Source organism: Cecembia sp., assembly GCF_007126775.1.
Taxonomy (GTDB): domain Bacteria; phylum Bacteroidota; class Bacteroidia; order Cytophagales; family Cyclobacteriaceae; genus Cecembia.
Genome location: NZ_SLAP01000133.1, coordinates 1 through 21587 on the forward strand (window position 1 = coordinate 1; position 21587 = coordinate 21587).

The 21587-nt window shown below is 41.0% G+C and carries 13 protein-coding genes and 1 pseudogene; 8 read left to right on the forward strand and 6 right to left on the reverse strand.

Features of this window, described 5'->3' with window-relative positions; genetic code table 11:
* Positions 1-52 precede the first annotated feature (52 nt).
* Together QZT73_RS09040 and QZT73_RS09045 are read left to right on the forward strand one after the other, a co-directional pair.
* On the forward strand, positions 53-1336 hold the full coding sequence (locus tag QZT73_RS09040; protein ID WP_291787739.1) for a M24 family metallopeptidase: 1284 nt from the start codon (positions 53-55) through the stop codon (positions 1334-1336).
* Between the two features lie 365 nt (positions 1337-1701).
* Positions 1702-2781 carry an endonuclease/exonuclease/phosphatase family protein gene (locus QZT73_RS09045; protein WP_291778735.1) on the forward strand — a complete coding sequence of 360 codons (1080 nt, stop codon included), beginning with the start codon at positions 1702-1704 and terminating at the stop codon, positions 2779-2781.
* Here QZT73_RS09045 and QZT73_RS09050 read toward each other — a convergent pair.
* Complete coding sequence (locus QZT73_RS09050) at positions 2757-5039, reverse strand: efflux RND transporter permease subunit (RefSeq protein ID WP_291778740.1); 2283 nt, start codon at positions 5037-5039, stop codon at positions 2757-2759. The genes QZT73_RS09045 and QZT73_RS09050 overlap by 25 nt on opposite strands.
* 122 nt (positions 5040-5161) lie before the next feature.
* Between QZT73_RS09050 and QZT73_RS09055 the strand changes: the two genes are divergently transcribed.
* The 4 genes from QZT73_RS09055 to QZT73_RS09070 all read left to right on the forward strand — a co-directional run bounded on the left by QZT73_RS09055 (position 5162) and on the right by QZT73_RS09070 (position 10242).
* Positions 5162-5956, forward strand: coding sequence for a thymidylate synthase (locus QZT73_RS09055; protein ID WP_291787730.1), 795 nt, complete (start codon positions 5162-5164; stop codon positions 5954-5956).
* A 459-nt stretch (positions 5957-6415) separates the two neighbouring features.
* The gene (locus QZT73_RS09060; RefSeq protein WP_291781547.1) at positions 6416-7912 is read left to right on the forward strand and encodes a glycoside hydrolase family 32 protein; all 1497 of its coding nucleotides are present in this window, start codon (positions 6416-6418) and stop codon (positions 7910-7912) included.
* 82 nt (positions 7913-7994) lie between these two features.
* Complete coding sequence (locus QZT73_RS09065; protein ID WP_291781544.1) at positions 7995-9338, forward strand: sugar porter family MFS transporter; 1344 nt, start codon at positions 7995-7997, stop codon at positions 9336-9338.
* Positions 9331-10242 carry a carbohydrate kinase gene (locus QZT73_RS09070; RefSeq protein ID WP_291781541.1) on the forward strand — a complete coding sequence of 304 codons (912 nt, stop codon included), beginning with the start codon at positions 9331-9333 and terminating at the stop codon, positions 10240-10242. Before QZT73_RS09065 ends, QZT73_RS09070 begins: the two co-directional genes overlap by 8 nt.
* A gap of 71 nt (positions 10243-10313) precedes the next feature.
* Here QZT73_RS09070 and QZT73_RS09075 read toward each other — a convergent pair whose 3' ends face one another.
* The 4 genes from QZT73_RS09075 to QZT73_RS09090 form a co-directional block, all read right to left on the reverse strand.
* Complete coding sequence (locus QZT73_RS09075; RefSeq protein ID WP_291781538.1) at positions 10314-11279, reverse strand: metallophosphoesterase; 966 nt, start codon at positions 11277-11279, stop codon at positions 10314-10316.
* Positions 11280-11373: 94 nt separating this feature from the next.
* The gene (locus QZT73_RS09080) at positions 11374-14187 is read right to left on the reverse strand and encodes a GH116 family glycosyl-hydrolase (RefSeq protein ID WP_291781535.1); all 2814 of its coding nucleotides are present in this window, start codon (positions 14185-14187) and stop codon (positions 11374-11376) included.
* A 366-nt stretch (positions 14188-14553) separates the two neighbouring features.
* Positions 14554-16044, reverse strand: a complete 1491-nt coding sequence (locus QZT73_RS09085) for an FGGY family carbohydrate kinase (protein ID WP_291787733.1) — start codon at positions 16042-16044, stop codon at positions 14554-14556.
* A gap of 1 nt (position 16045) precedes the next feature.
* Positions 16046-17689 (reverse strand): sodium/sugar symporter, encoded by a 1644-nt coding sequence (locus QZT73_RS09090; RefSeq protein WP_291781530.1) that lies wholly within the window; start codon positions 17687-17689, stop codon positions 16046-16048.
* Between the two features lie 153 nt (positions 17690-17842).
* Here QZT73_RS09090 and QZT73_RS09095 point away from each other — a divergent pair, with 153 nt between their 5' ends.
* Positions 17843-19984: an alpha-glucuronidase family glycosyl hydrolase gene (locus tag QZT73_RS09095; protein ID WP_291787735.1), complete on the forward strand. Its 2142-nt coding sequence runs from the start codon at positions 17843-17845 to the stop codon at positions 19982-19984.
* A gap of 1 nt (position 19985) precedes the next feature.
* On the forward strand, positions 19986-21107 hold the full coding sequence (locus QZT73_RS09100) for an endo-1,4-beta-xylanase (RefSeq protein WP_291787737.1): 1122 nt from the start codon (positions 19986-19988) through the stop codon (positions 21105-21107).
* 87 nt (positions 21108-21194) lie between these two features.
* Here QZT73_RS09100 and QZT73_RS09105 read toward each other — a convergent pair.
* Positions 21195-21587: pseudogene (locus QZT73_RS09105) on the reverse strand (peptidase M56 BlaR1); the annotation flags it as partial.

A 21587-nucleotide genomic window follows, 5' to 3' on the forward strand; every position in this document is an offset into this window, starting at 1 on the left:
AAGTACCAAAACACCCGTAGTCGGATTTGTCTTCTTGCTATTTTTAATTTTAATGACTTCCTGTCAAAACAAAGAGGTTAATATTAAAAAAATTGACAATCCTTTTATAGGTCCCAGTCCTTGGCCTGAAATCAGAAAAGAAAGAATAGAAAAGCTTTTGCCCCAAGCCATGCTGGCTGCAGGTGTAGATGCTTGGGTTGTTGTATGCAGAGAAAACAACAATGATCCCATTGCCTACCATATCGGCGGAGAAAACGCTGGCGGAACTGCCCTGTTTCTATTTTATCTTGATAACGATAAGGTGAAATCACAGGCCTTTTCGCCTATAGGAGAAGCCACAGCCCTGGCAGACCTTAAAATACACGATGAAGTTATTCCTGTTGAAAGGGGAAACTCAGCCATCTTCGATGCATCTGAATTCATTCTATCAAAAAATTTCCAAAAAATTGCTGTTAATTTTTCAGAAGAAAATGCTTTGGCAGATGGATTAAGTTCTACCCAAAAGTTGGCACTGGAAAAAACCTTAGGCTCTCAAGCAAACCGTTTGGTGTCAGCCGATGACTTGATTTACGAATGGTTGTCAGTCAAATTGCCTTCAGAAGTAGAAATCATGACCAAGGCGGCCGAGCTGACGTCCCAATGGCAATATGAAGCTTACGCTCAAGTTGTACCTGGGGTTAGTACTGATGCAGATATTGCAAAATACCTCAAAAAGAAAATGGAGGAGTATGGTGTCACGGATGCATGGAACCCAGACCAAAACCCAAATGTCAATTCCGGGCCGGATCGAGGACACTCCCATGCCACCGAAAAAGTCATCATGCCAGGGGATGTAATACAGATTGATTTTGGTATCCGTGTTTGGGACATGTGGGTTTCAGACATTCAAAGATTTGCATATGTTCTAAGAGAGGGAGAAACCCAAGCGCCTGATTCTGTGCAGTATTATTTTGAATCTTCGATTGGAGGTAATAGAATTGCATTGGCCGCAATGAGACCTGGCGTATTGGGATATCAGGTAGATAAAGCCCAAAGAGATTGGATGGCAGAAAGGGGTTCGGAATACGTTATGTGGAGTACCGGTCACCCTGTTGGCTATGTGGCACATGATATTGGGCCTAATCTCGGAGGAGGGCTATTGCCTGACCCAAGTATAAGGCCTTCCGCTGTAAAACCATTAAAGGAAGGTATGCTTTTTGCATTTGATGGATTCCATGCATGGAAACTTCCTGATGGCGGCACAAAAACCATGTCTGTGGAAGAGACAGCTGTGGTGACCAAAGACGGGGCAAGGTATTTGATTGCACCCCAGGAGGAATTGATACTGATTAAATAATGGCGCTTTAAAAATATCCATTTGGAAAAGGATAATAACATCTTGTTTTCGAAGTAATTCTGAGTAACGAACTGCCTGTCCTGCAGTATTGAGGAAAGCAAAAGATCTCCTTTAATTTAGGAGATCCTTCTCCCGAATTACTCGGGAGAAGGATGATGTTACGAAAAATGTCATTACATTCTCTGTAAATCCTGAATTTTAAAATCTCAGGGTGACGAGTCCTGTATGGAAAAGGCTTCACTTCACCAAAAATTGAGCAATTTTCAAGCTGTTTTTTTTAAATTCCGTAAAATTTTGAAAGGTATTTTTAAGAAATTTGGATTCAGTATGTTTAAACAATACTTTCGGATTCTGAAAACTACATCATGATCAGGTTTATCACTGTGCTTTTGTTTTTGATCTCAGTAGCACTGTTCTACAGTGTCTACATTTCTCCTGAATTTTTCCCATATATCGGGCTAATTACCCTTACTATTCCTTTGTTGCTGTTTATCAATGCTCTTTTCTTTTTTCTCCTGCTTTTTGCCAAAAGAAAACTTGCCATTCTACCTTTATTGGCCATTCTTCTAGGCTGGAAATATGTAGGCATTACATTTCAAATGCCAAAGGTCTCTGGGAATTCTGATGGACTTTCAATTTTAAGCTACAATGTTGCTCTGTTTTCCTATGATAGAAACAATGGAGACTGGAGGGAAAATAATAAAAATATTATGAAGTGGCTTCAGGAAAACCCCTCAGATATCAAATGTTTTCAGGAATTTTATCAAGATCCAACCACCCCTTCCAGAAATGCACTCAAGTTGTTGGGAACAGAAATGGGTTATGAATATAGCTACCAGATCATTGAAGGTAAACCCAGGGCCAGATCTTACGGTATGGCTATTTTTAGCAGGTATCCAATCATTAATGAAGGAAAGGTTCTGGATACACAAAGGAATAATGGGGCAATTTTTGCTGATATCAAAGTGGATAGAGATACCATCAGGATATACAATGCCCACCTTGAGTCCATGAGCATAGATTCTGAAAACCTGAATAACCTGACCGGGATCAAAGAAAATTACCGGGAAACACTCAGAAAGTTAAAAAGAGGACAGTTTACCAGGGCATCCCAATTAGGAGTATTAGAAGAGCATATGAAGAACAGTCCTTATGTAAATCTTTTGGTTGGTGATTTCAATGATGTGCCTTACAGTTATACATATTTCAACTTGCGCAGACAAATGAAAAATGCCTTTGAAGAAGCAGGCAGTGGATTTGGATTTACTTACAATAAAGTATTGTTCTTTTTAAGAATAGATAATATTTTTTTTGAAGAGCCTCTACGCATACAAGGGTTCAAAACCCACAGAGAAGTGGATTATTCAGACCACTATCCTATTTCAGCAACTTTCAACTGGCAAAAGCCTTTGGTTAAAATTCAGGAAATCATTTTGGAAGATTGATTTTTTTTCTTTTCCCAGATTTTACCCAATCGGATTAATAAAACAGGCAGGAGTAATAAATCAGCAAATAATGCAAATAACAAGGCCAAGCTGATCAACAGTCCAGAATAAAAAGTCACTCCGAATTGGCTGAACATCAGAACGGCAAAACCCGATGATAAAATGATGGTGGTTAAAATAATCGCTTTCCCTGTATCGATAAATGTTCTTTTGAGCGCATAAAGCCACTGTCTCCCTTTACCTAACTCCAATCTCAACTTGGTCATGAAATGAATGCTGTCATCTACGGCAATACCAAAAGCTACTGTAAACAATATGGCTGTAGTCAATTTGAGTTCAACCCCCAAAAGCCACATGACCCCACACATCCAGAGCAAAGGAATGATATTGGGTAGCAAAACGATCATAGAAATTCTCCAAGACCTGAATAAAAAGCCTGCAACAATTGCTACAATCAGAAATGCAATGCTCAATCCTTTCAACATTTGCCTGCTTACACTTTCATGGGAAATGTCGATTAGGTGGGATGTTCCTGTCAACTGAATAGTAAATAAATTGGTATCAATCTCCTCTGATATAAAATCATGAAGTTTTTGCCTTAGTTCTGCTGATTGGAAGCTACCTATATCTTCCATTCTGGTAGATATTCTACCGATTTTCCTATTTTCTGAAAGTACCCGGGTTGGAAAATCATCAAGGGCTCTGTCCATATAGGGATCCATTCTTTGCAATTGACCCAAACTGGGAACTGCATAAGCCCTTTCATTTCCAGCGTTCATAGCCTGATTCAAACCTTTGACAACTGTGAGTGGTGAGATCATTACTGCCGTTTCAAAATTTTCTTGGACGAAATCCTCCAATTTTTTCAATTCTTCCAATACTTCTTTATCTAAAAGGGTCTTGGCATTAGAGCCACTTTCCAGTTGAAACTCCAGCGGTTTGGAACCACCAAATTCCCTATCAAAAAAATTAAATTCCTGAATAAGCTCATGATCTCGAGGAAGATTATCCAGAATATATCCGTTAACCCTAAGTTCTGATAACCCCCAAAAAGAGAGGATAGACAGTATCAAAAAACAGGTTAAAATCATACGCTGACTTTGAATTACCCAACTAAAGCCAGTTCTCATTTTTGTTCTCCAAAATTCAGCATTGGACCCTTGATCCTTCACTTTCATGGCTGGAATAAGATACAGAAGTGAGGGTGTTAGTAGAATAACTGCTGAAAACACCAGCATTACACCAATCCCTGTAAATAAACCAAAAAACTTTAAACTCGGAACAGAAGTGAGGTATAGGGAGATAAAACCCAAAGCCGTGGTCGTACAGGTAAGGAATACTGCTATGCTTATTTCGGAAAAGGATTTTTGAATAGCTGCTTCTTTGGCGTAACCATGTCGGAGGTAATTAAGGTAGTGGTTGAAATAATGGACCAAAGCCGCCAAACCAATGATTGATAAAATGGTAGGCTGCATCACAGACATCACATCCAAGGCTTTACCAAAATAAAGACTGAATGCCAAAGCCCAAACTATACCAATCGCAATCACAAGAATAGCTATTAAGACAGTCCACCAAGATCTAAAAATCAAAAACAAAATTAGAATAATCAATCCGAAAGAGATAGCCAAAAAGAAAGCAAACTCTTCTTGGAGTAAATTGACAAATTCACCTTGAGCTTTAATTTTCCCGGCTGTGTATGTTTTAGAAAAGCCAAAGGTCTCTAGTTGGCCCTTAATCTCTGCATAAAGCTTATCTCCATCTTCTTTAGTAATCTGCTGTTTATTATGAACAATCATCAACAAGAAATCCCCTTTTTGACTGATCAAATTCTCCCTCCAACGTTCTGAGGATAAAATTTGATCTTTGGATGCTGCTAACTGATCTGCATCCTCCCATCTAAGTAACTTTTTCCTATTAATCCCAAAAGGGCCGATTACCACCTCTTCCATATCGAGTATAGAACCTACCCTGTCCACCAATTCAAGTGTCGAAAGCTGTGCCTGTAGGGATTGGAAATCATCCAGGAATTTGCCGTCAAAAACATCCTTTGCTCCGATAGCTATCAATAGGTAATCATTATCATTTTCAAAACGCTCCCTGAATGCATTATAGGAAGTCAGTTCGGCATCATCTTGGGGGAAAAAACTTTCGAAATCGTAATCAAAAAAAACTTTTGGAGGAATGATAATGATTCCGATCAATATGATGACCCCTACAAGTAATCTATAAAAACTGCTGGCTTTGCTGAAAGACATGGTTAATTTGTATACTGAAATGTATGGAAATTGTTTGGAATTCGAGTTTACCCAAGGCTTTCTCATTTCCTTTTTTTGTAGATATTCCTAACTTGCCTGTCAAACAATTAAGCTCAACAAATATGAAGCAATACCACGACCTGATGCAGCACATTTTGGACCATGGAGTAAAAAAGGAAGACCGCACCGGTACAGGAACTATCAGTGTTTTTGGCTATCAAATGCGTTTTAACCTGGAAGAAGGCTTTCCTCTGGTCACTACAAAGAAACTGCACCTCAGGTCGATCATTCATGAACTGCTATGGTTTTTGAAAGGTGAAAGCAACATCAAATATTTAAAAGAAAACAAAGTCAGCATTTGGGATGAATGGGCCGATGAAAACGGTGACCTTGGACCAGTATATGGATATCAGTGGAGGCATTGGCCTGATGGAAATGGTGGTGAGATCGACCAGATTAAAAACCTGATCCACCAGATCAAAACCAAACCCGACAGCAGGAGGCATATCGTCAGTGCATGGAATGTAGCGGATGTGGACCATATGGCATTGCCCCCATGTCATACAATTTTCCAATTTTATGTAGTGGAAGGCAAACTCTCCTGCCAATTATACCAAAGAAGCGCAGATGTATTTTTGGGTGTTCCCTTTAATATTGCTTCCTATGCACTATTTACCATGATGGTAGCCCAGGTTTGCGGCTTGGGATTGGGTGATTTTGTACACACCTTTGGAGATGCTCATTTGTACAGCAATCACCTGGAACAGGCCAATTTGCAACTCAGTAGGGATATCAAGCCCTTGCCGACCATGAAAATCAACCCTGTAGTCAAAAATATTTTTGAGTTTAAATTCGAGGATTTCGAACTACTTAATTATGATCCACACCCCCATATCAAGGCAGCGGTAGCGGTGTAAAGTCAAACTGATCGCATCATACTTAATGAAGTGATGCATCTCCTCTACATTTGAAGACTCTTCACCTAATTAACAATGAAAGAATTCCATAACCGCCATGCTGAGTAAGGAACTGCCTGTCCCGCAGAATTGCGGGAAGCGAAGAATCTCCCAAAGTTAAGGAGATACTTCTCCCGAATTACTCGGGATCAGTATGACGCGCAATTTTGTCATTACCCTTTCTGTACATTCCCCTAAATGTTAAATTCTCAGGATAACGTTTCAATAGCTTCCCTTTTCTGTACGTTTTCCTATATGTTATATATACAGGGTGACCTGTCCATAAATCTTTCAATATAGAACATACTCCGATTCACATTTTTTTCAATCCATCGCAAACCATTGCTTTTTCCGATTATTGCATTTTTATCTTCTATAGAATTACTTTTATATATTTAAGCTCCAGAAATATTCAAAAACATGAAAAGTTCCAGTCTGATATTCATTCTACTTCTAAGCTTATCCATAGCTTGCCAAGAAAAAACCACCCAGCAAAGTGCTGTAGCGTTAGTCTTTGATGAACCTTTCCGGCCACAGTTCCACTTCTCCCCTCCTAGCCAATGGATGAATGATCCCAATGGAATGGTGTTTTGGGAAGGAGAGTACCATCTTTTCTATCAGTATTATCCGGACAGTACTGTTTGGGGTCCTATGCATTGGGGACATGCCGTTTCAACAGATTTGGTCCATTGGGAACATTTGCCGGTAGCCCTTTATCCAGATGATAATGGATGGATCTTCTCCGGTTCAGCGGTAATGGATCTGAAAAATACCAGCGGATTAGGGACCAAAGATAATCCCGCTATGGTTGCCATTTTCACCTATCATGATCCAATTGGAGAAAAGGAGGGCAGGAATGATTTTCAAACGCAAGGCGTTGCATACAGCACAGATAAAGGACGGAGCTGGAACGTGTATGAAGAAAACCCGGTATTGAAAAGCCCGGGAATTAAAGACTTCAGAGATCCTAAGGTTTTTTGGCATGAATCTTCCTCACAGTGGATTATGTCCCTTTCTGTAAAAGACAAAATCAGCTTTTATGCTTCTTCAAATTTATTGAACTGGAAACATTTGAGTGATTTTAATCCAGATTGGGCAGCTTATGGCGGGGTATGGGAGTGCCCGGATTTGTTCCCTTTAGTTACTGAAGATGGAGAAGAAAAATGGATTTTATTTGTCAGTATCAATCCCGGGGGACCACAGGGAGGTTCAGCTACCCAATATTTCGTAGGGGATTTTGACGGCAAATCATTCACATCCACTACCCAATCTGTCAAATGGCTGGATTGGGGCGCCGATAACTATGCCGGAGTAACATGGTCGAATGTTCCTGAAGCTGATGGTAGAAGGCTTTTCATCGGTTGGATGGGAAATTGGAATTATGCACAGGTAGTTCCCACGCACCCTTGGCGCTCGGCTATGACAATCCCGCGTTCCTTGCATTTATCAAAAATATCGGATGATTACCTGGTACAGTCTAGACCGATTACCGAATTGAAAAAATTGAGAGTTAAAAGCAATCCTATTGATGGGAAAGAAATTGCCTTAGATGGAGAACTATTGGAATTAGAACTGAACCTTGCAGCGGACCAATTTTCCATGGTCTTTTTAAATGAGCTAGGAGAAAGGTTGACTTTAAAGTCGGAAACTGGCAATTTAATGATAGACAGAAGTCAATCTGGGCAAGTGGATTTTGAGGAAAGTTTTACTGAGGTACAAAAGGCACCTTTGCAAGGTTTAGAAGTTCGTAATCTGAGGATTTATCTGGACAGATCTTCTATTGAGGTTTTTGTTAATGGTGGAGAAATGACCATGACAAGTATCTTTTTCCCCAATCAACCTTTCAATCTTTTGAAAATAGATGGTTTTGAAAATAGCAATCAGCTTCACCACCTTAGAAGTATTTGGCATGATTAAATGAGATTTCATTTGGAAAAGCTATTATCTATCCCATAATTTTCAGATTTTGTAAATTACTTCTTTAAACCACAGATCTCTTATGCAAAGTAAAAACTATGTACTCTTCCTTTCCGTAACCGCTGCCTTAGGAGGGTTTTTATTTGGATTTGACACTGCAGTAATTTCAGGTGCGGAAAGGGACATACAGGAATTGTGGAATCTGAGCGATTGGAATCATGGGTTGGCTGTGGCCATGGCACTTTATGGGACGGTAATCGGCGCTTTATTTGGAGGTATTCCCGCAGATCGATTTGGCAGAAAGGCCTCTCTACTTTGGATTGGGGTTTTTTATTTGGTTTCTGCTCTAGGATCTGCCCTTTCCAACGATGTCAACACCTTTATGTTTTTCAGATTTTTGGGAGGTCTCGGTGTAGGCGCTTCTTCAGTAGTAGCGCCTATGTACATTTCGGAAATAGCTCCGGCAAACCGAAGAGGGCAATTGGTAGCTTTGTATCAATTCAATATTGTGTTTGGCATTTTGATGGCCTACTTCTCTAATTACCTTATTGGCACAGCCAACTTCAATGAAGCATGGAGGTGGATGTTGGGTGTGGAAGCCATTCCGGCGCTGATTTATTCCGTATTGATTATCAAAGTACCCAAAAGCCCAAGATGGCTTATCGCCAAAAAAGGAGACTTTGACACTGCACGGGAAATTCTTTCTAAAACAGATCCAGAAGGGGTAGATGCAGCCATGAAACTGGCCATTGCTGAAAGTAAGGAAATCAGGGGCAAAGTGGCTGCCACAGCTTTATTCGACCCCAGATTTCGGAAAATATCTTTTTTCGCCTTTTTGATGGCATTTTTCAACCAAATGTCCGGAATCAACGCCATCATCTATTTTGCACCAAGAATATTCGAATCGGCTGGAATAGCCACGGAAGATGCCCTGCTTTCCACCATAGGCATCGGTGTTATCAATTTGGTGGCTACCATGTTGGGGCTGTATTTTATTGATAAATTGGGTAGGAGAAAGCTCATGTATATTGGATCCGTAGGTTACATCATTTCGCTGTCGTTAATGGCTTACAGCTATTTTGGAGGGACAATTAGCAATACTTTACTTCCGTATTTTGTCTTTATTTTCATCGCTTCACATGCCATTGGACAGGGTTCAGTAATCTGGGTATTTATCTCCGAAATTTTCCCTAATGAATTGCGGGCATTCGGACAATCTTTGGGATCTTTTACCCATTGGATATTGGCAGCCTTGATCGCCAATCTCTTCCCTTTCTTTGCCAATACATTTGGGGCTGGAAATATCTTTGCATTCTTTGCACTAATGATGGTGCTGCAATTGCTTTGGGTAGCCTTCAGAATGCCGGAAACCAAAGGAAGGTCCTTGGAAGAAATTCAGAAAGATTTACAGAAAAGTCATGCTTAAAAAAGTGGTTTGCTTTGGGGAAATGCTTTGGGATTGTTTCCCAGACCATGAAATACCGGGAGGTGCACCTATGAATGTGGCTCTACACCTCCACCAATTAGGCTTAGCCGTCCAGATGATTTCCCGGGTGGGAAATGACGCACACGGACAAAAAATATTGGATTTTATAAGCGGTTACGGTTTGGATACTTCCTGTATCCAACTCGATGAGCAACAAGCAACCGGCACAGTTCAGGTGGATAATGCGGATGTAGAAAACATCAAATACACCATCGTGTCACCCGTAGCCTGGGATTTTATTGCTTTAAGAAATAAATCACTTAAAGCCGTTCAAGGAGCAGATGCCTTCATTTTCGGCTCCTTATCTGTGAGAAACCATGAGAGTTGGGAAACACTATACCACCTGCTGCACGAACAAGTGCTTAATATTTTTGACATCAATCTTAGGGCACCATTCTATGATTTTGAGCAGATTGAAATCATTCTGGGGTATACAGATATTCTAAAAATCAATGAAGACGAACTGATCATCGTAGCCGATTACTTTGATATCGATTTACCCGAAAAATCCAAGCATCTGGAAAAGTCCCAATTGGTCTGCTCTTATTTGACAGAAAACTTTCCCATTTCCATGGTCTGCGTCACCTTAGGATCCAAAGGGGCTTTGATCTATCAGGAGGGTGAAATCATATCCCATTCGGGATACAAGGTAAAAGTAGCGGATACGGTAGGTTCGGGAGATGCTTTTCTCAGTGGTTTTGTAAAAACTTATCTTGATGGTAAAAAACCTAAAGAGATTTTGGATTTTGCCTGTGCGATGGGTGCCTATGTCGCTACCCAAAAGGGAGGTACGCCAAGGTATAAGATAGAAGATGTGTTGAAGGTAAAAGGAGCTGCAAAGTGACAGTCATTTAACGTGATTTTGATCTAAAAATAGATTCTGGAATTAGAAATCTTAAATAGCTATCTGCTTTTTTATGGTTTAAGGAGAAGTTTTCTGTTACTGATGCGTGGGACAATAGGATTATTTTCGGGAGGAGTTGGCATGCCCAGTTCTTCGGGTCCCGGGCCAACGAACTTGGTTTCTTTACCCTCGATTGAAATGGCCTCATTGCTTATCTCCACAAATGTGTACAGGGATCTTTCGTATGGAATTGTGTATTTTATCAAGGGAAATTGTTGGTCAATCTCTTCACTGTACCTGATTACCTGATAATTATCCCCAGCCCAGTAATAGGACATGCTATTGATCTGGATGTAGTAGATGCCATTTATTTCTGTGGCATAATCGGTATGGTGGTGACCACTAAAGCATGCTATGACCTTGTTGTATCCGGCCAATCGATTTTCCTCTTCAAGCAAAGACCTGATGTATTCCCTGTTTTCAATACCTGCTTCATTTTCAAGCGACTGGTGGCTGAATATCACCACCCTTTCTTTGGCACCCCTGAGTTCTTCCACCATCCAGCTCAGCTGTTCTCCACTCATGTAGCGCGAATACCCCACTGGCCTGTTGGGGGAAGGATTGAATTCATTGCCGTCCAGTACAATGAATCGCAAGCCGCCTTTGTCGTAAGAATAATACCTGCTGGGCATCCCAAAATTTTCGACCACACTTGACATATCAAAACCACCGTCAGGTTCATGGTTTCCTATTACATGATACTTTTCACCAGGATAGGAGTTCCATATCGCCATGAACTCCTTGTTATGTTCGTAAGGCCTGGCAAAGTCTCCCATTTGGATAATAAAATCCAGATCCCTCGCTTTTGCTTCACCAATAAAAGAGGTGAGGCGTTCATCAGCATCGTGCATAATGTCTTTATGTACATCTGTACAAATGCCAAACCTTACACTAACATATTCAGGTTCCCGACTGCCAAATGAGATAAAAAGCCAGCTGAGAATAACAAAAAGGTAGAATTTATTTAATAACTGCATAATTATTTCTTTTAGAACGTCTGGGCTTCATTTTCTCAAATAATGCCAAACAAGCGGATATTGGCATCGGAATTTATTTACAGCATCTTACTTTTCAAAAGGACATTCTCACAGAAATGGCATCATTTTCTTTCAGATCAACCTGATTGAAAGAGATGAAAGTTTTACCAGCTGATTCATGTACCAATGCATTGATTTCATTCCCATTAACATCAAGCTTGGCATTTTTCACCATTTTTCCTTCGGGTAATTCCAGCAATATTTCTTTCAATTTGAGGTTTCCGTATACCAGATGAATTTTATTGAACTGTTCTGAAGCCTTTCTTATTTGGGTCAAACTTCCCCAACCTTCAGCGCTTGTAAATGCAGCGCTAAAATCATTGGGTCCAATTTTGGGGGCGAAGCCGATTTGGCGTTTGGGGCCATTATAGGAAAATCCGCAAGCGGCAATAAATGCACCATAGCTGGCCATAGCTCTGGAATAATGATCGCTACATTCTATTTCATTGAAGGGGTTCCTTTTGGCTGCCCCATACCGCTCATGAATGGCTTTAATTATTGAAAGCCCTTCATCCAGTTTGTCCTCCCATATCATATGGCTGGCAGCCTGATATTCAAACCCGGTCATACACTCATTAAAATACCCAAATTGCCAATGCTTTTGCCAATCATCACGTTTGCCACCCAGTGGCCAGGTACACATTACAAGGCCTGCGTCTCCATGAATGGCATAGGGCCTGCCGGCAATTTGAGAAGGTAATGAATCCCTTAATGGTCCCATATCGGGAACAAAGTTGTACTTCCATAAGGAATCCAGCGAACTTTGTATCATCCCTTTATTGTAAAGGCGCCCCAAATTGAGCTGAAAAGCCCATCCCTGGCCAAAAACCTGGTCAATATAGCAGCCTTTACCTATTCCAATAGCATCCAGGTGATCAGGATCTTCTTTCTGAATAAAGTATTCGCCATTAAACAGGCTTTCAATATTTTTTCTACCTGATTCGAGAATGGATAGGTATTCCTTTTCTGAGCTGGTATCGCCGGTTGTCCTTGCCATTTCAACTGCAGCAGCCAATGCAGCAAGGTACAATGAGGTAATTGCTGGGATATAACCAAACCACTCGGCATCCAGGGTATTGTGCTGCTCTCCATAAATCATACCGTTAGCTTCCTCACCATACTCTTTATCCAGATCAATTAAATATTTCAGGGCCAGTTTGATATTGTCCCAGTTTTTTTTGAGAAAAGTGTCATCTTCGCAAATCTGATAATCTCGATAGGCCCGCAGCACAACTCCGGCCTGCCCATCTGCTGCATATCTCCACGCAAGGCCTCCCCTGAAATCTATTCCACCAGAGCTGCGGTCCATGACGGCAAAATCTGTTTTCTCCCTTAGATTCTTTTCCAATTCGGGAAATAGCCTTCCCATGGCCTGGGCATAATGCCATACATGGGTGCAAGTCCCAGGACAGCAGCCTATTCCTTCCCATGCCCAGAAACGTCCATCTTTAAAAATGAAACATGTCTCTGTAGCCAGAATGGAGGTGTTTATAAATGTACGGTTTAAAAACCAATGGGGCAGGCTGGAATTTTTATAAAATGCTTCCCTCCATAAATTGGTCAGGTAGCTTAGTTTTTGATAATTAGCTGCCAATTCCAGTGCTACCTCTCGTGAGTCAGCAAACTGATTGCTATAGTGCCTGCCTTTATTTTCACCGGTTGACCGATCATTTTGAGGAAGCTCTATGTTTGGGAAATGCCAGCTTATGATAAATGTAATCTTTTGTGATTCTCCTGGGTTTAACCTGATGGTTTTACTCACGCCCCCGCAGAGCTGTTCCCCAAATTCGGCAGTAGCTGTTTCAATGGTATTATCAGGAAACAACAGATTAGACTTTACAGGTATTTCTGCTGAGCCTACCGTAGAACTATCGTTACCTATCAGCAACAGGCTCATAGTACCAAAATCTCTCTGATTTTGTACGATAGTCGTGCTAAAATTATGTATGTTTTTACTTCTGGCGCTGCAAGTTAAAATGGTATTTCCCGATTCTTTTTCAATGGAATTGCTAATTTCTGTTTCTTCAGCATCTTTAGTAAACCGAAGTATGGCATTCTCCAGCCAACCCGATAGCTCGGTTTTCACCTCTTCCTTACTTGTATTTGTTATGGTAAAGTGCATGAAAGCAGCAGGATTGCTGGAATTCTTCACATCCAATGGAATAAATGGGGAAAATGCCTGTAAATCAACTTCTATCGGCATCTGGCTGTCCCGATAAGAAATTTCTGCAATGGGGTACTGTGCTTTAAAGCTGATGTCCTCAAACCCCTTGAAATCCAGACTTCGTTCCCAGCTTTTATTACCCTGCGATATACGCAAACCAAACCCCTGCTCAAAAGGATATTCTGGTGACATAGGGAAAATATAATTGGCACCATCTCTGGGCCTTACTCTTTGGCCATGCCAATTTTCATGTGTAACCGAATTTACCCCTTCTTTTTGTCGGTTGAAAATATCCCACAGCCAGAGTTTCCCATCGCCGCCAATATAAACCGTACCAGTGCATAAGCCTCCCACAGGCATACCAATATAGGCCAATTCTTTGCCCCTGTATACCTCAGGCTCTCCCCTTTGATATAACTTGTCAATCCATTCTGCTGTCAACCCCTTGTCGACAGGTATCTGATAAGCAGCTGAAGTTTGCTTTCCAAATGCTGGAAATCCAAGCATCACGCCACCTGCCGCCAACCCCATGGCTTTGATGAAATCTCTACGCTGAATCCCAGTAGATGATACCGGTAAACATGGGTTGGTTTTCTCGAATGAAGAACAACAACCTGAATTTGCCTCACATTCATCCTGTTCATGATTTGCAATATCTGTTTGTTGCGTATTTTTCCTGGTCATGATTGAAATTTAGGGTAAACAGAACGCCTTCATGAAGGCAAGGCTAAAATCCAAGGTTCATTGAAAATAATCAAGATACTATTAAAAACCAAGCTTTAGGAAATGGGATAAATCACATCTCAAACGACCTTCAAAAACCTGAAAACATCCTAAACTCTATAATTAGGGAATAAAATTGAACCACAAATTGTTGAATTAATCTGAAAGAGCCACAACAATAGATTCTGAAATTAACCACAAAAGGACACAATAGTCACAAAATAATGATTATCAGCCCTATAAAAGCACGGGCACTTTTGTTTCCTTTTATCACTTTCCCCTACATTCGGGACAAGTTATGGTTCAAAAAGAAAGACCTGAAACTGTTTACATCACCTTAGATAAAGCAGCTTTCCACTGCCCATACACCTCAGTATAAGCCGCTACCTTCTCTTTCTCAGGTTCAAAAACAGACAACTTTTCCAGACTAGCAAAGGCTTCCTTAGCATCCCCATAAATACGGACACCGATTCCTGCCCCCCTGGCAGCTCCTTGGGAGCCGTCGGTATCGTATAGCTCTAAACTCACTTGGTTCATATTCACAAATGCCTCCCTGAACAAAGGGCTGAGAAACATGTTGGCCTTTCCGGCTTTCACAGTATTCAGGTTCAGGCCCATATCCTTCATGATGTCAAAACCATACTTCAAAGAAGACACAATACCTTCCTGCACTGCCCTGAGCACATGCCTTCTGTCATGTTGCAGTAAATTAAGCCCCATCATATGGGCGCCAACGGGCTTGTTCTGCATGATTCTTTCCACTCCGTTGCCAAAAGGAATAAAACTTAACCCATCTGAACCAATAGCTGTTTCACTGGCCAAATCATTCATTTGAGGATAAGTGATGGCCTCCCCTCCTATCAAGCGTTTTACCCAACTGTTGAGAATACCTGTTCCATTGATACAGAGCAATACACCATACCTGGGATCTTTTTGTTGATGGTTGACATGGATAAAGGTATTGACCCTGGATTGTGGATCGTACACCGGATTTTTGCTTACCCCATATACTGTACCTGAAGTACCAGCCGTAGTGGCGAGCTCACCTTCTTGCAAAACATTCAATGAAAAGGCGTTATTGGGCTGATCCCCGGCCCGATAAGTGATTGGAACACCCGCATCAATACCCAATAACCTAGCAGCTTCTTTGGTCACTTCCCCTTGATGGCTAAATGAAGGAACAACCTCCGCCAGGAGAGATGAGTCTATTTTGTAATAAGAAAGTAACTTTTTGGAAATACCATTTTCTTTGAAATCCCAAAAAATTCCTTCTGATAAACCTGTTTCTGACGTTTTGATCTCACCGCTTAGCTTCATCGCGATGAAATCCCCTGGCAACATAACCTTATGGATCTTGGCATATAGCTCCGGTTCATTTTCCTGCACCCACTTAAGCTTCGAAGCTGTAAAATTCCCGGGTGAATTTAGCAAGTGTGGCAGGCAATACTCCTCTCCCAATTGATCAAAAGCCTTGTTTCCAAAAGACACGGCCCTACTGTCACACCAAATAATGGAAGGACGTAGTACTTTACCTTCTTTGTCCACACAGACCAATCCATGCATCTGATAAGAAATTCCAATGGCCTTCAATTCTCCTGATTTCACCTGGCCTTGCTGGGTGATAGCATGGGTGGTTTCGATGATGTATTTCCACCACATCTCCGTATCTTGCTCTGCCCAGTCTTTTTGTGGTGCAGCGATCGGCATTTCAATTTTTGGAAGTCCTTCAGATGCTACTACTTTTCCCGTATCCGCATCCAACAGCGTGGCCTTTACTGAGGAGCTTCCAATATCGTAACCTAATAATAATCTTCTCATTTTACCAGAATATGATGTATAACGCAGCAATAATGGATGCAATGACGATGGCGCCGATTTTAAAGATCATACTTGTCTGGAAGAGTTCTTTATTGACCTCTATGCTATTAGGATGATCTTTTCCTTTACCTTCATACAAACTGATAGCTATAATCAATGCCGCTATCACTAAAAATACGACGCCCATCCTGTCTATAAAAGGTAGATTTGGTAAACCAAACTTCAAGACTGTAGAAAGTGGAATGGTTAATATAGCAGCGGTAAGTGCAGCATTAGATGTTGTTTTTTTCCAAAAAACACCAAAGAAGAAAATGGCAAATACTCCTGGTGATACAAAGCCCGTATATTCTTGAATAAACTGGAAGGCCTGATCCAATGTTCCTAGGGCCGGTGCCACCAAGGCAGCCACCAAAAATGCCACAAAAGCAGCGATTCTTCCAACACGGACCTGCTTCACTTCTGAAGCGTCTTTATCTACATATTGCTTATAAATATCCATCGTAAAAATGGTGGAAGTACTATTGGCCATTGATGCCAAGGAAGATACAATGGCTGCAGTCAATGCGGCAAAAGCCAAACCTTTTAATCCAGCTGGCAATAATTGAAGCAAAGTTGGATAGGCCCTATCTGATTTGATCAAGCCTGTAACTGGGTCCGTCATAGATTGTATGAAGGTAGAATCTCCTCCCTTATTCACAATCACCAAAGCTGCAATACCAGGAATCACAACAATCAAAGGCATAAGTAATTTGAGGAAACCAGCGAAAATCACCCCTAGCTGAGCTTCATTCAAATCCTTGGCTGCCAAGGCCCTTTGGGTAATGTATTGGTTGAAACCCCAGTAACTCAAATTCACAATCCACATCCCTCCTACCAGCACACTCAACCCGGGAAGATCCAAATAAGCATCATAAGTACCTCCTTTACCATCAGGGATCATCATTTCCCCTTTATCCAAAATCATGGAAAAGTGTCCTGGAACTTCTTGCCTTAAGAGCCCTAAACCCTGCCATGGATCACCTTCACCCACAATATTTAAGGCCAAATAAGTAGTAGCCAAACCACCCGCAACCAAGAAAAAAACCTGGACCACATCGGTCCAAGCGACAGCCTTTAATCCGCCATAAATGGAATAAACCATGGCAAACAATGCCAGTCCGATAATTCCATAAGTCAATGGGACATCCAAAATAGTATTCAAACTCAATGCCCCCAAATATAATACAGAGGTAAGGTTAACTAATACATATAACAATAGCCAAAAGACAGCCATAGTAGTCCTTACCCTGGCATCATAGCGGTCCAGTAAGAAGCCTGGCATGGTATAAATTCCTTTTTTGATATAAACCGGAAGGAAAAATATAGCCACTACCAATAAGGTAGCTGCCGCCATCCATTCATAAGTAGCGATGGCAAGGCCCAAAGCAAAACCGGAACCGGACATCCCGATAAACTGCTCAGCAGAGATATTGGAAGCGATCAATGAAGCGCCTACAGCCCACCAAGGAAGGGCTTTTGAAGCTAAAAAATAATCCTTGGAATCTTTTACATGGCCTTTTTTTTCTCTGGAAACATATAATCCCAGACCTACAATCAGACAACAATAGCCAATAAATACAATCAGGTCAAGTGGTTCTAATAACATACATTATGGTTTATTGTAAAAGGTTTGAGTAAGCAAGTATTATTCTGATTATACCCACTATTTAAATCGAATTATCTCCAAATATAATGTTTTCAATCAATCTGCTAAGGGTTTTTGTATATTTATGATTGCCTAATTAGACCTATATAAACAATGAAAAAAACCAGCATCTTTATTCTTTTTTGGATTTCACCTTTTTTTCTTCATGCCAATGATGGATACAAGCTTTGGCTTCAATATTACCCTTTTGAAAACCATGCCATCGCCACCTATTACCGCGATTACCTGGAAAACACAAAGTTAGTCGGAGAATCTGCTACCCACGAAGTGATCCGAAATGAATTGAATACCGCATTCAAAGGATTTTTTGAAAAAGAGCCAGCTTCACAATTGGTTTCGGAAGGCGATAATGCTTTGTTGTGGATCGGAAAAATAGAAGATTTACCAAAAGACATTCGAGCCCAACTCGGTAATAAAAATACTGCGTTGGGAGAAGAGGGCTACTTGATTCGTTATATTAAAGGAAAGGTTATTTTAAGTGCAAATACGGACATAGGCTTGCTTTATGGAACTTTTGCTTTACTTAAAAAAATACAAACCAGACAAAAGCTAGAAGAGCTAAATGAATTGGAAAATCCCAGAATCCAGCTCAGAATGTTGAACCATTGGGACAATCTTAACCGAACAGTGGAAAGAGGTTATGCAGGTTTCAGCATTTGGAACTGGCATAGGTTGCCCCAGCATATTGACCAACAATATATTGACTACGCCAGGGCAAATGCCTCTATTGGCATCAATGGCACTTCTATCACCAATGTCAATGCCAATGCCTTGGTATTGACTCCTGAGTATCTGGAAAAGGCAGCAGCCTTGGCAGATGCTTTTCGGCCATATGGCATCAAAGTGTATTTGACTGCAAGGTTCAATGCTCCCATGGTATTGGATAACCTGCCTACTGCGGACCCGCTTGATCCCAATGTCCAACAATGGTGGAAAGATAAAGCCAAAGAAATATATTCATATATCCCTGATTTTGGAGGTTTTTTAGTAAAAGCTGATTCAGAAGGACAACCGGGACCGCACAATTACGGAAGGACTCAAGCTGATGGTGCCAATATGCTGGCTGAAGCTGTCCAAGCCTATGGCGGTATTGTCATGTGGCGTGCTTTTGTTTATAATGAACATACACCCACAGACCGGATAAGACAAGCTTACGATGAGTTCAAGCCTTTGGATGGCAAATTCAGGGATAATGTCATTGTGCAGGTTAAAAATGGGCCCTTGGACTTTCAACCCAGAGAACCTTTCCATCCACTTTTTGGTGCGATGCAGGAAACGCCCCTGATGATGGAATTTCAGGTTACAAAAGAATACCTTGGACAGGACACCCATTGGGTCAATCTGGCCTCTATGTGGGAGGAAGTGCTTCAGTCAGATACCTATGCCAAAGGTCAGGGAAGTACCGTCAGTAAAGTATTGGATGGAAGTCTTCATGATTATAAGTTGACAGGCATAGCTGGTGTGTCGAATATTGGGACAGACAGAAATTGGACAGGGCATCATACCGCTCAGGCCGATTGGTATGCCTTTGGAAATTTGGCCTGGAATCCCAATCAAAATATCGAAAAAATAGCAGAATACTGGATCAGAATGACGTTCAGTAATGATCCGGAAGTAGTCCAAACAATGAAAGGAATCATGTTGAATTCCTACGAAATCTTGGTTGATTATATGACGCCACTAGGGCTGCACCACATCATGGCCCGCAGCCATCACTGGGGACCTGGCCCTTGGGTTACCGGAGGTGGAAGGGATGATTGGACAGCTACTTATTACCATAAAGTCAACAATGACAGCATTGGTTTTGACAGAACTGAAACTGGAAGCAATGCTATGGCACAATATGCCCAAGAGTGGAAGGAAGTATGGGGAAATGAGGAGAATGTTCCTATGGAATTTTTGCTTTGGTTTCACAGGGTACCATGGAATAAAAAACTTTCTACTGGCAATAATTTATGGGAAGAAATGGCACTTCGCTACCAAAAAGGGGTAGAAGGCGCCAGATGGATGCAAAAAGAATGGAGCAGTTTAGAAGAAAACATTGATCCTGGCAGGTTTAATCATATTGCTTCATTTCTCAACATTCAGGTGAATGAAGCGGAATGGTGGAGAGATGCCTGTCTTTTATATTTTGGACAGTTTTCCAAAATGCCGCTTCCACCAGGAGTGGAAGCTCCAAAGCATGATCTGAATTACTACCTGAATTTTAAAAGAAACTTTGTCCCTGGAATATAAGATGAAAGCATCGCTCAAATTATTTGTAATCCTTGCAGGCATTTTGATCTGCCAATCCGCACTTAGCCAAGAAGATCAGCTCGGTTTAAAAGAAATTTTCAAAGATGCATTTTATATTGGTTCCGCAGTCAGTTACCGACAAGCGTCAGGGGAAGAACAGCAAGCTTTGCCTTTGTTGGAAAAGCATTTCAACAGCATCACATCTGAAAACATGATGAAATGGGGCCCCATTCACCCAGAACCCGAAAGGTATAACTTTGTATCAGCAGACCAATTTGTCGAGTTAGGCAAAAATCTGAATGCTTTTATTATAGGACATACTTTGGTTTGGCACCAGCAAACGCCAAAATGGGTATTTCAAAATGAGGAGGGAGAAATACTCAAAAGAGAGACTTTGTTGAAAAGAATGGAGCAGCATATTGAAACCATCGTAGGTCGGTACAAAGGCCAGGTCCATGGCTGGGATGTTGTCAATGAGGTATTTGAACATGATGGGAGCTATAGGGAGTCTGAATGGTATCAGATTACAGGAAGAGATTACATTTTTAAGGCATTTCAAAAAGCTTATGAAATGGATCCGGAGGCAGAACTGTATTACAATGATTACAACCTATGGAAACCTGAAAAAAGAGAGGCAGCCATTGCCTTGGCTCAAGAATTAAGAGATAAAGGGATGAGGGTGGATGGAATAGGTATGCAAGGGCACTACATGTTGGATTCCCCACCAGTGGAGATGATTGAGGCTTCCATCATTGCAATTTCAAATGCTGGTTTTAAAGTGATGGTGACTGAACTCGATGTCGACGTATTACCCAGACCTCGGGAGAGTGAAGGAGCAGATCTGAATAGAAACTATGATTTGGATGAAAAATACAATCCTTATGCAACTGGTTTACCAGAAAATATAGCAGATAAATTTGCTAAACGATATACCGACCTTTTCTCGGTTTTCCACAAACACCAGGACAAAATCAGCCGGATTACCTTCTGGGGACTGCAAGACGGCACTTCCTGGCTGAACAATTGGCCCGTACGGGGTAGGACCAATTATCCTTTGCTTTTTGATAGGGATTTTCAGGTAAAAGAGGAGGTTATCCAATCAATTTCTACCGCTACATTTTAGAGCTTTTTCATTCATCCCATAATCAAAACTCACTTGCTTAGCGGAAGTGCCTTATATAGAAATCTTAGCAGTAGAGAATTTGACATATTAAAAAGTCACACTTGGAAAGCTAAAAACCTTGCTTTGATTTTTATTATCCTTGAAAATTGTAATGGAAAACTGTTCTCCCATAACATAATTTATAGTGCTTCTCTTGTTATCAAAATCTAAACCCTTGGTATCGATAGTTCTTAAATGGTGAAAAATAGAAGCTTCAAAGTTTTTAGGAATAAACTCTTCAAGCTTTCCATTTTCCAACCTAATATAACGTAAAGCATAGAATACTTCAGCCTGGTCGGAATTAGGGTACCGTGCACTTATCCTTTGAATAGTTCTTGGTGTCTCAAAATATTTCTGATGATAAAAATCATGAGTCATCAACTTGATGGAATATTCAGGTTTCTTTAGGAATTTCTTAGGTGAAGTTTCCCTTACTTCAAA

Bases quoted from the DNA above. Each gene is read 5' to 3' on its own strand.
- QZT73_RS09050 (WP_291778740.1), bottom strand. From the start codon at position 5,039: ATGTCTTTCAGCAAAGCCAGCAGTTTTTATAGATTACTTGTAGGGGTC.
- QZT73_RS09055 (WP_291787730.1), top strand. From the start codon at position 5,162: ATGAAGCAATACCACGACCTGATGCAGCACATTTTGGACCATGGAGTA.
- QZT73_RS09045 (WP_291778735.1), top strand. From the start codon at position 1,702: ATGATCAGGTTTATCACTGTGCTTTTGTTTTTGATCTCAGTAGCACTG.
- QZT73_RS09060 (WP_291781547.1), top strand. From the start codon at position 6,416: ATGAAAAGTTCCAGTCTGATATTCATTCTACTTCTAAGCTTATCCATA.
- QZT73_RS09080 (WP_291781535.1), bottom strand. From the start codon at position 14,187: ATGACCAGGAAAAATACGCAACAAACAGATATTGCAAATCATGAACAG.
- QZT73_RS09075 (WP_291781538.1), bottom strand. From the start codon at position 11,279: ATGCAGTTATTAAATAAATTCTACCTTTTTGTTATTCTCAGCTGGCTT.
- QZT73_RS09065 (WP_291781544.1), top strand. From the start codon at position 7,995: ATGCAAAGTAAAAACTATGTACTCTTCCTTTCCGTAACCGCTGCCTTA.
- QZT73_RS09085 (WP_291787733.1), bottom strand. From the start codon at position 16,044: ATGAGAAGATTATTATTAGGTTACGATATTGGAAGCTCCTCAGTAAAG.
- QZT73_RS09090 (WP_291781530.1), bottom strand. From the start codon at position 17,689: ATGTTATTAGAACCACTTGACCTGATTGTATTTATTGGCTATTGTTGT.
- QZT73_RS09040 (WP_291787739.1), top strand. From the start codon at position 53: ATGACTTCCTGTCAAAACAAAGAGGTTAATATTAAAAAAATTGACAAT.
- QZT73_RS09095 (WP_291787735.1), top strand. From the start codon at position 17,843: ATGAAAAAAACCAGCATCTTTATTCTTTTTTGGATTTCACCTTTTTTT.
- QZT73_RS09100 (WP_291787737.1), top strand. From the start codon at position 19,986: ATGAAAGCATCGCTCAAATTATTTGTAATCCTTGCAGGCATTTTGATC.
- QZT73_RS09070 (WP_291781541.1), top strand. From the start codon at position 9,331: ATGCTTAAAAAAGTGGTTTGCTTTGGGGAAATGCTTTGGGATTGTTTC.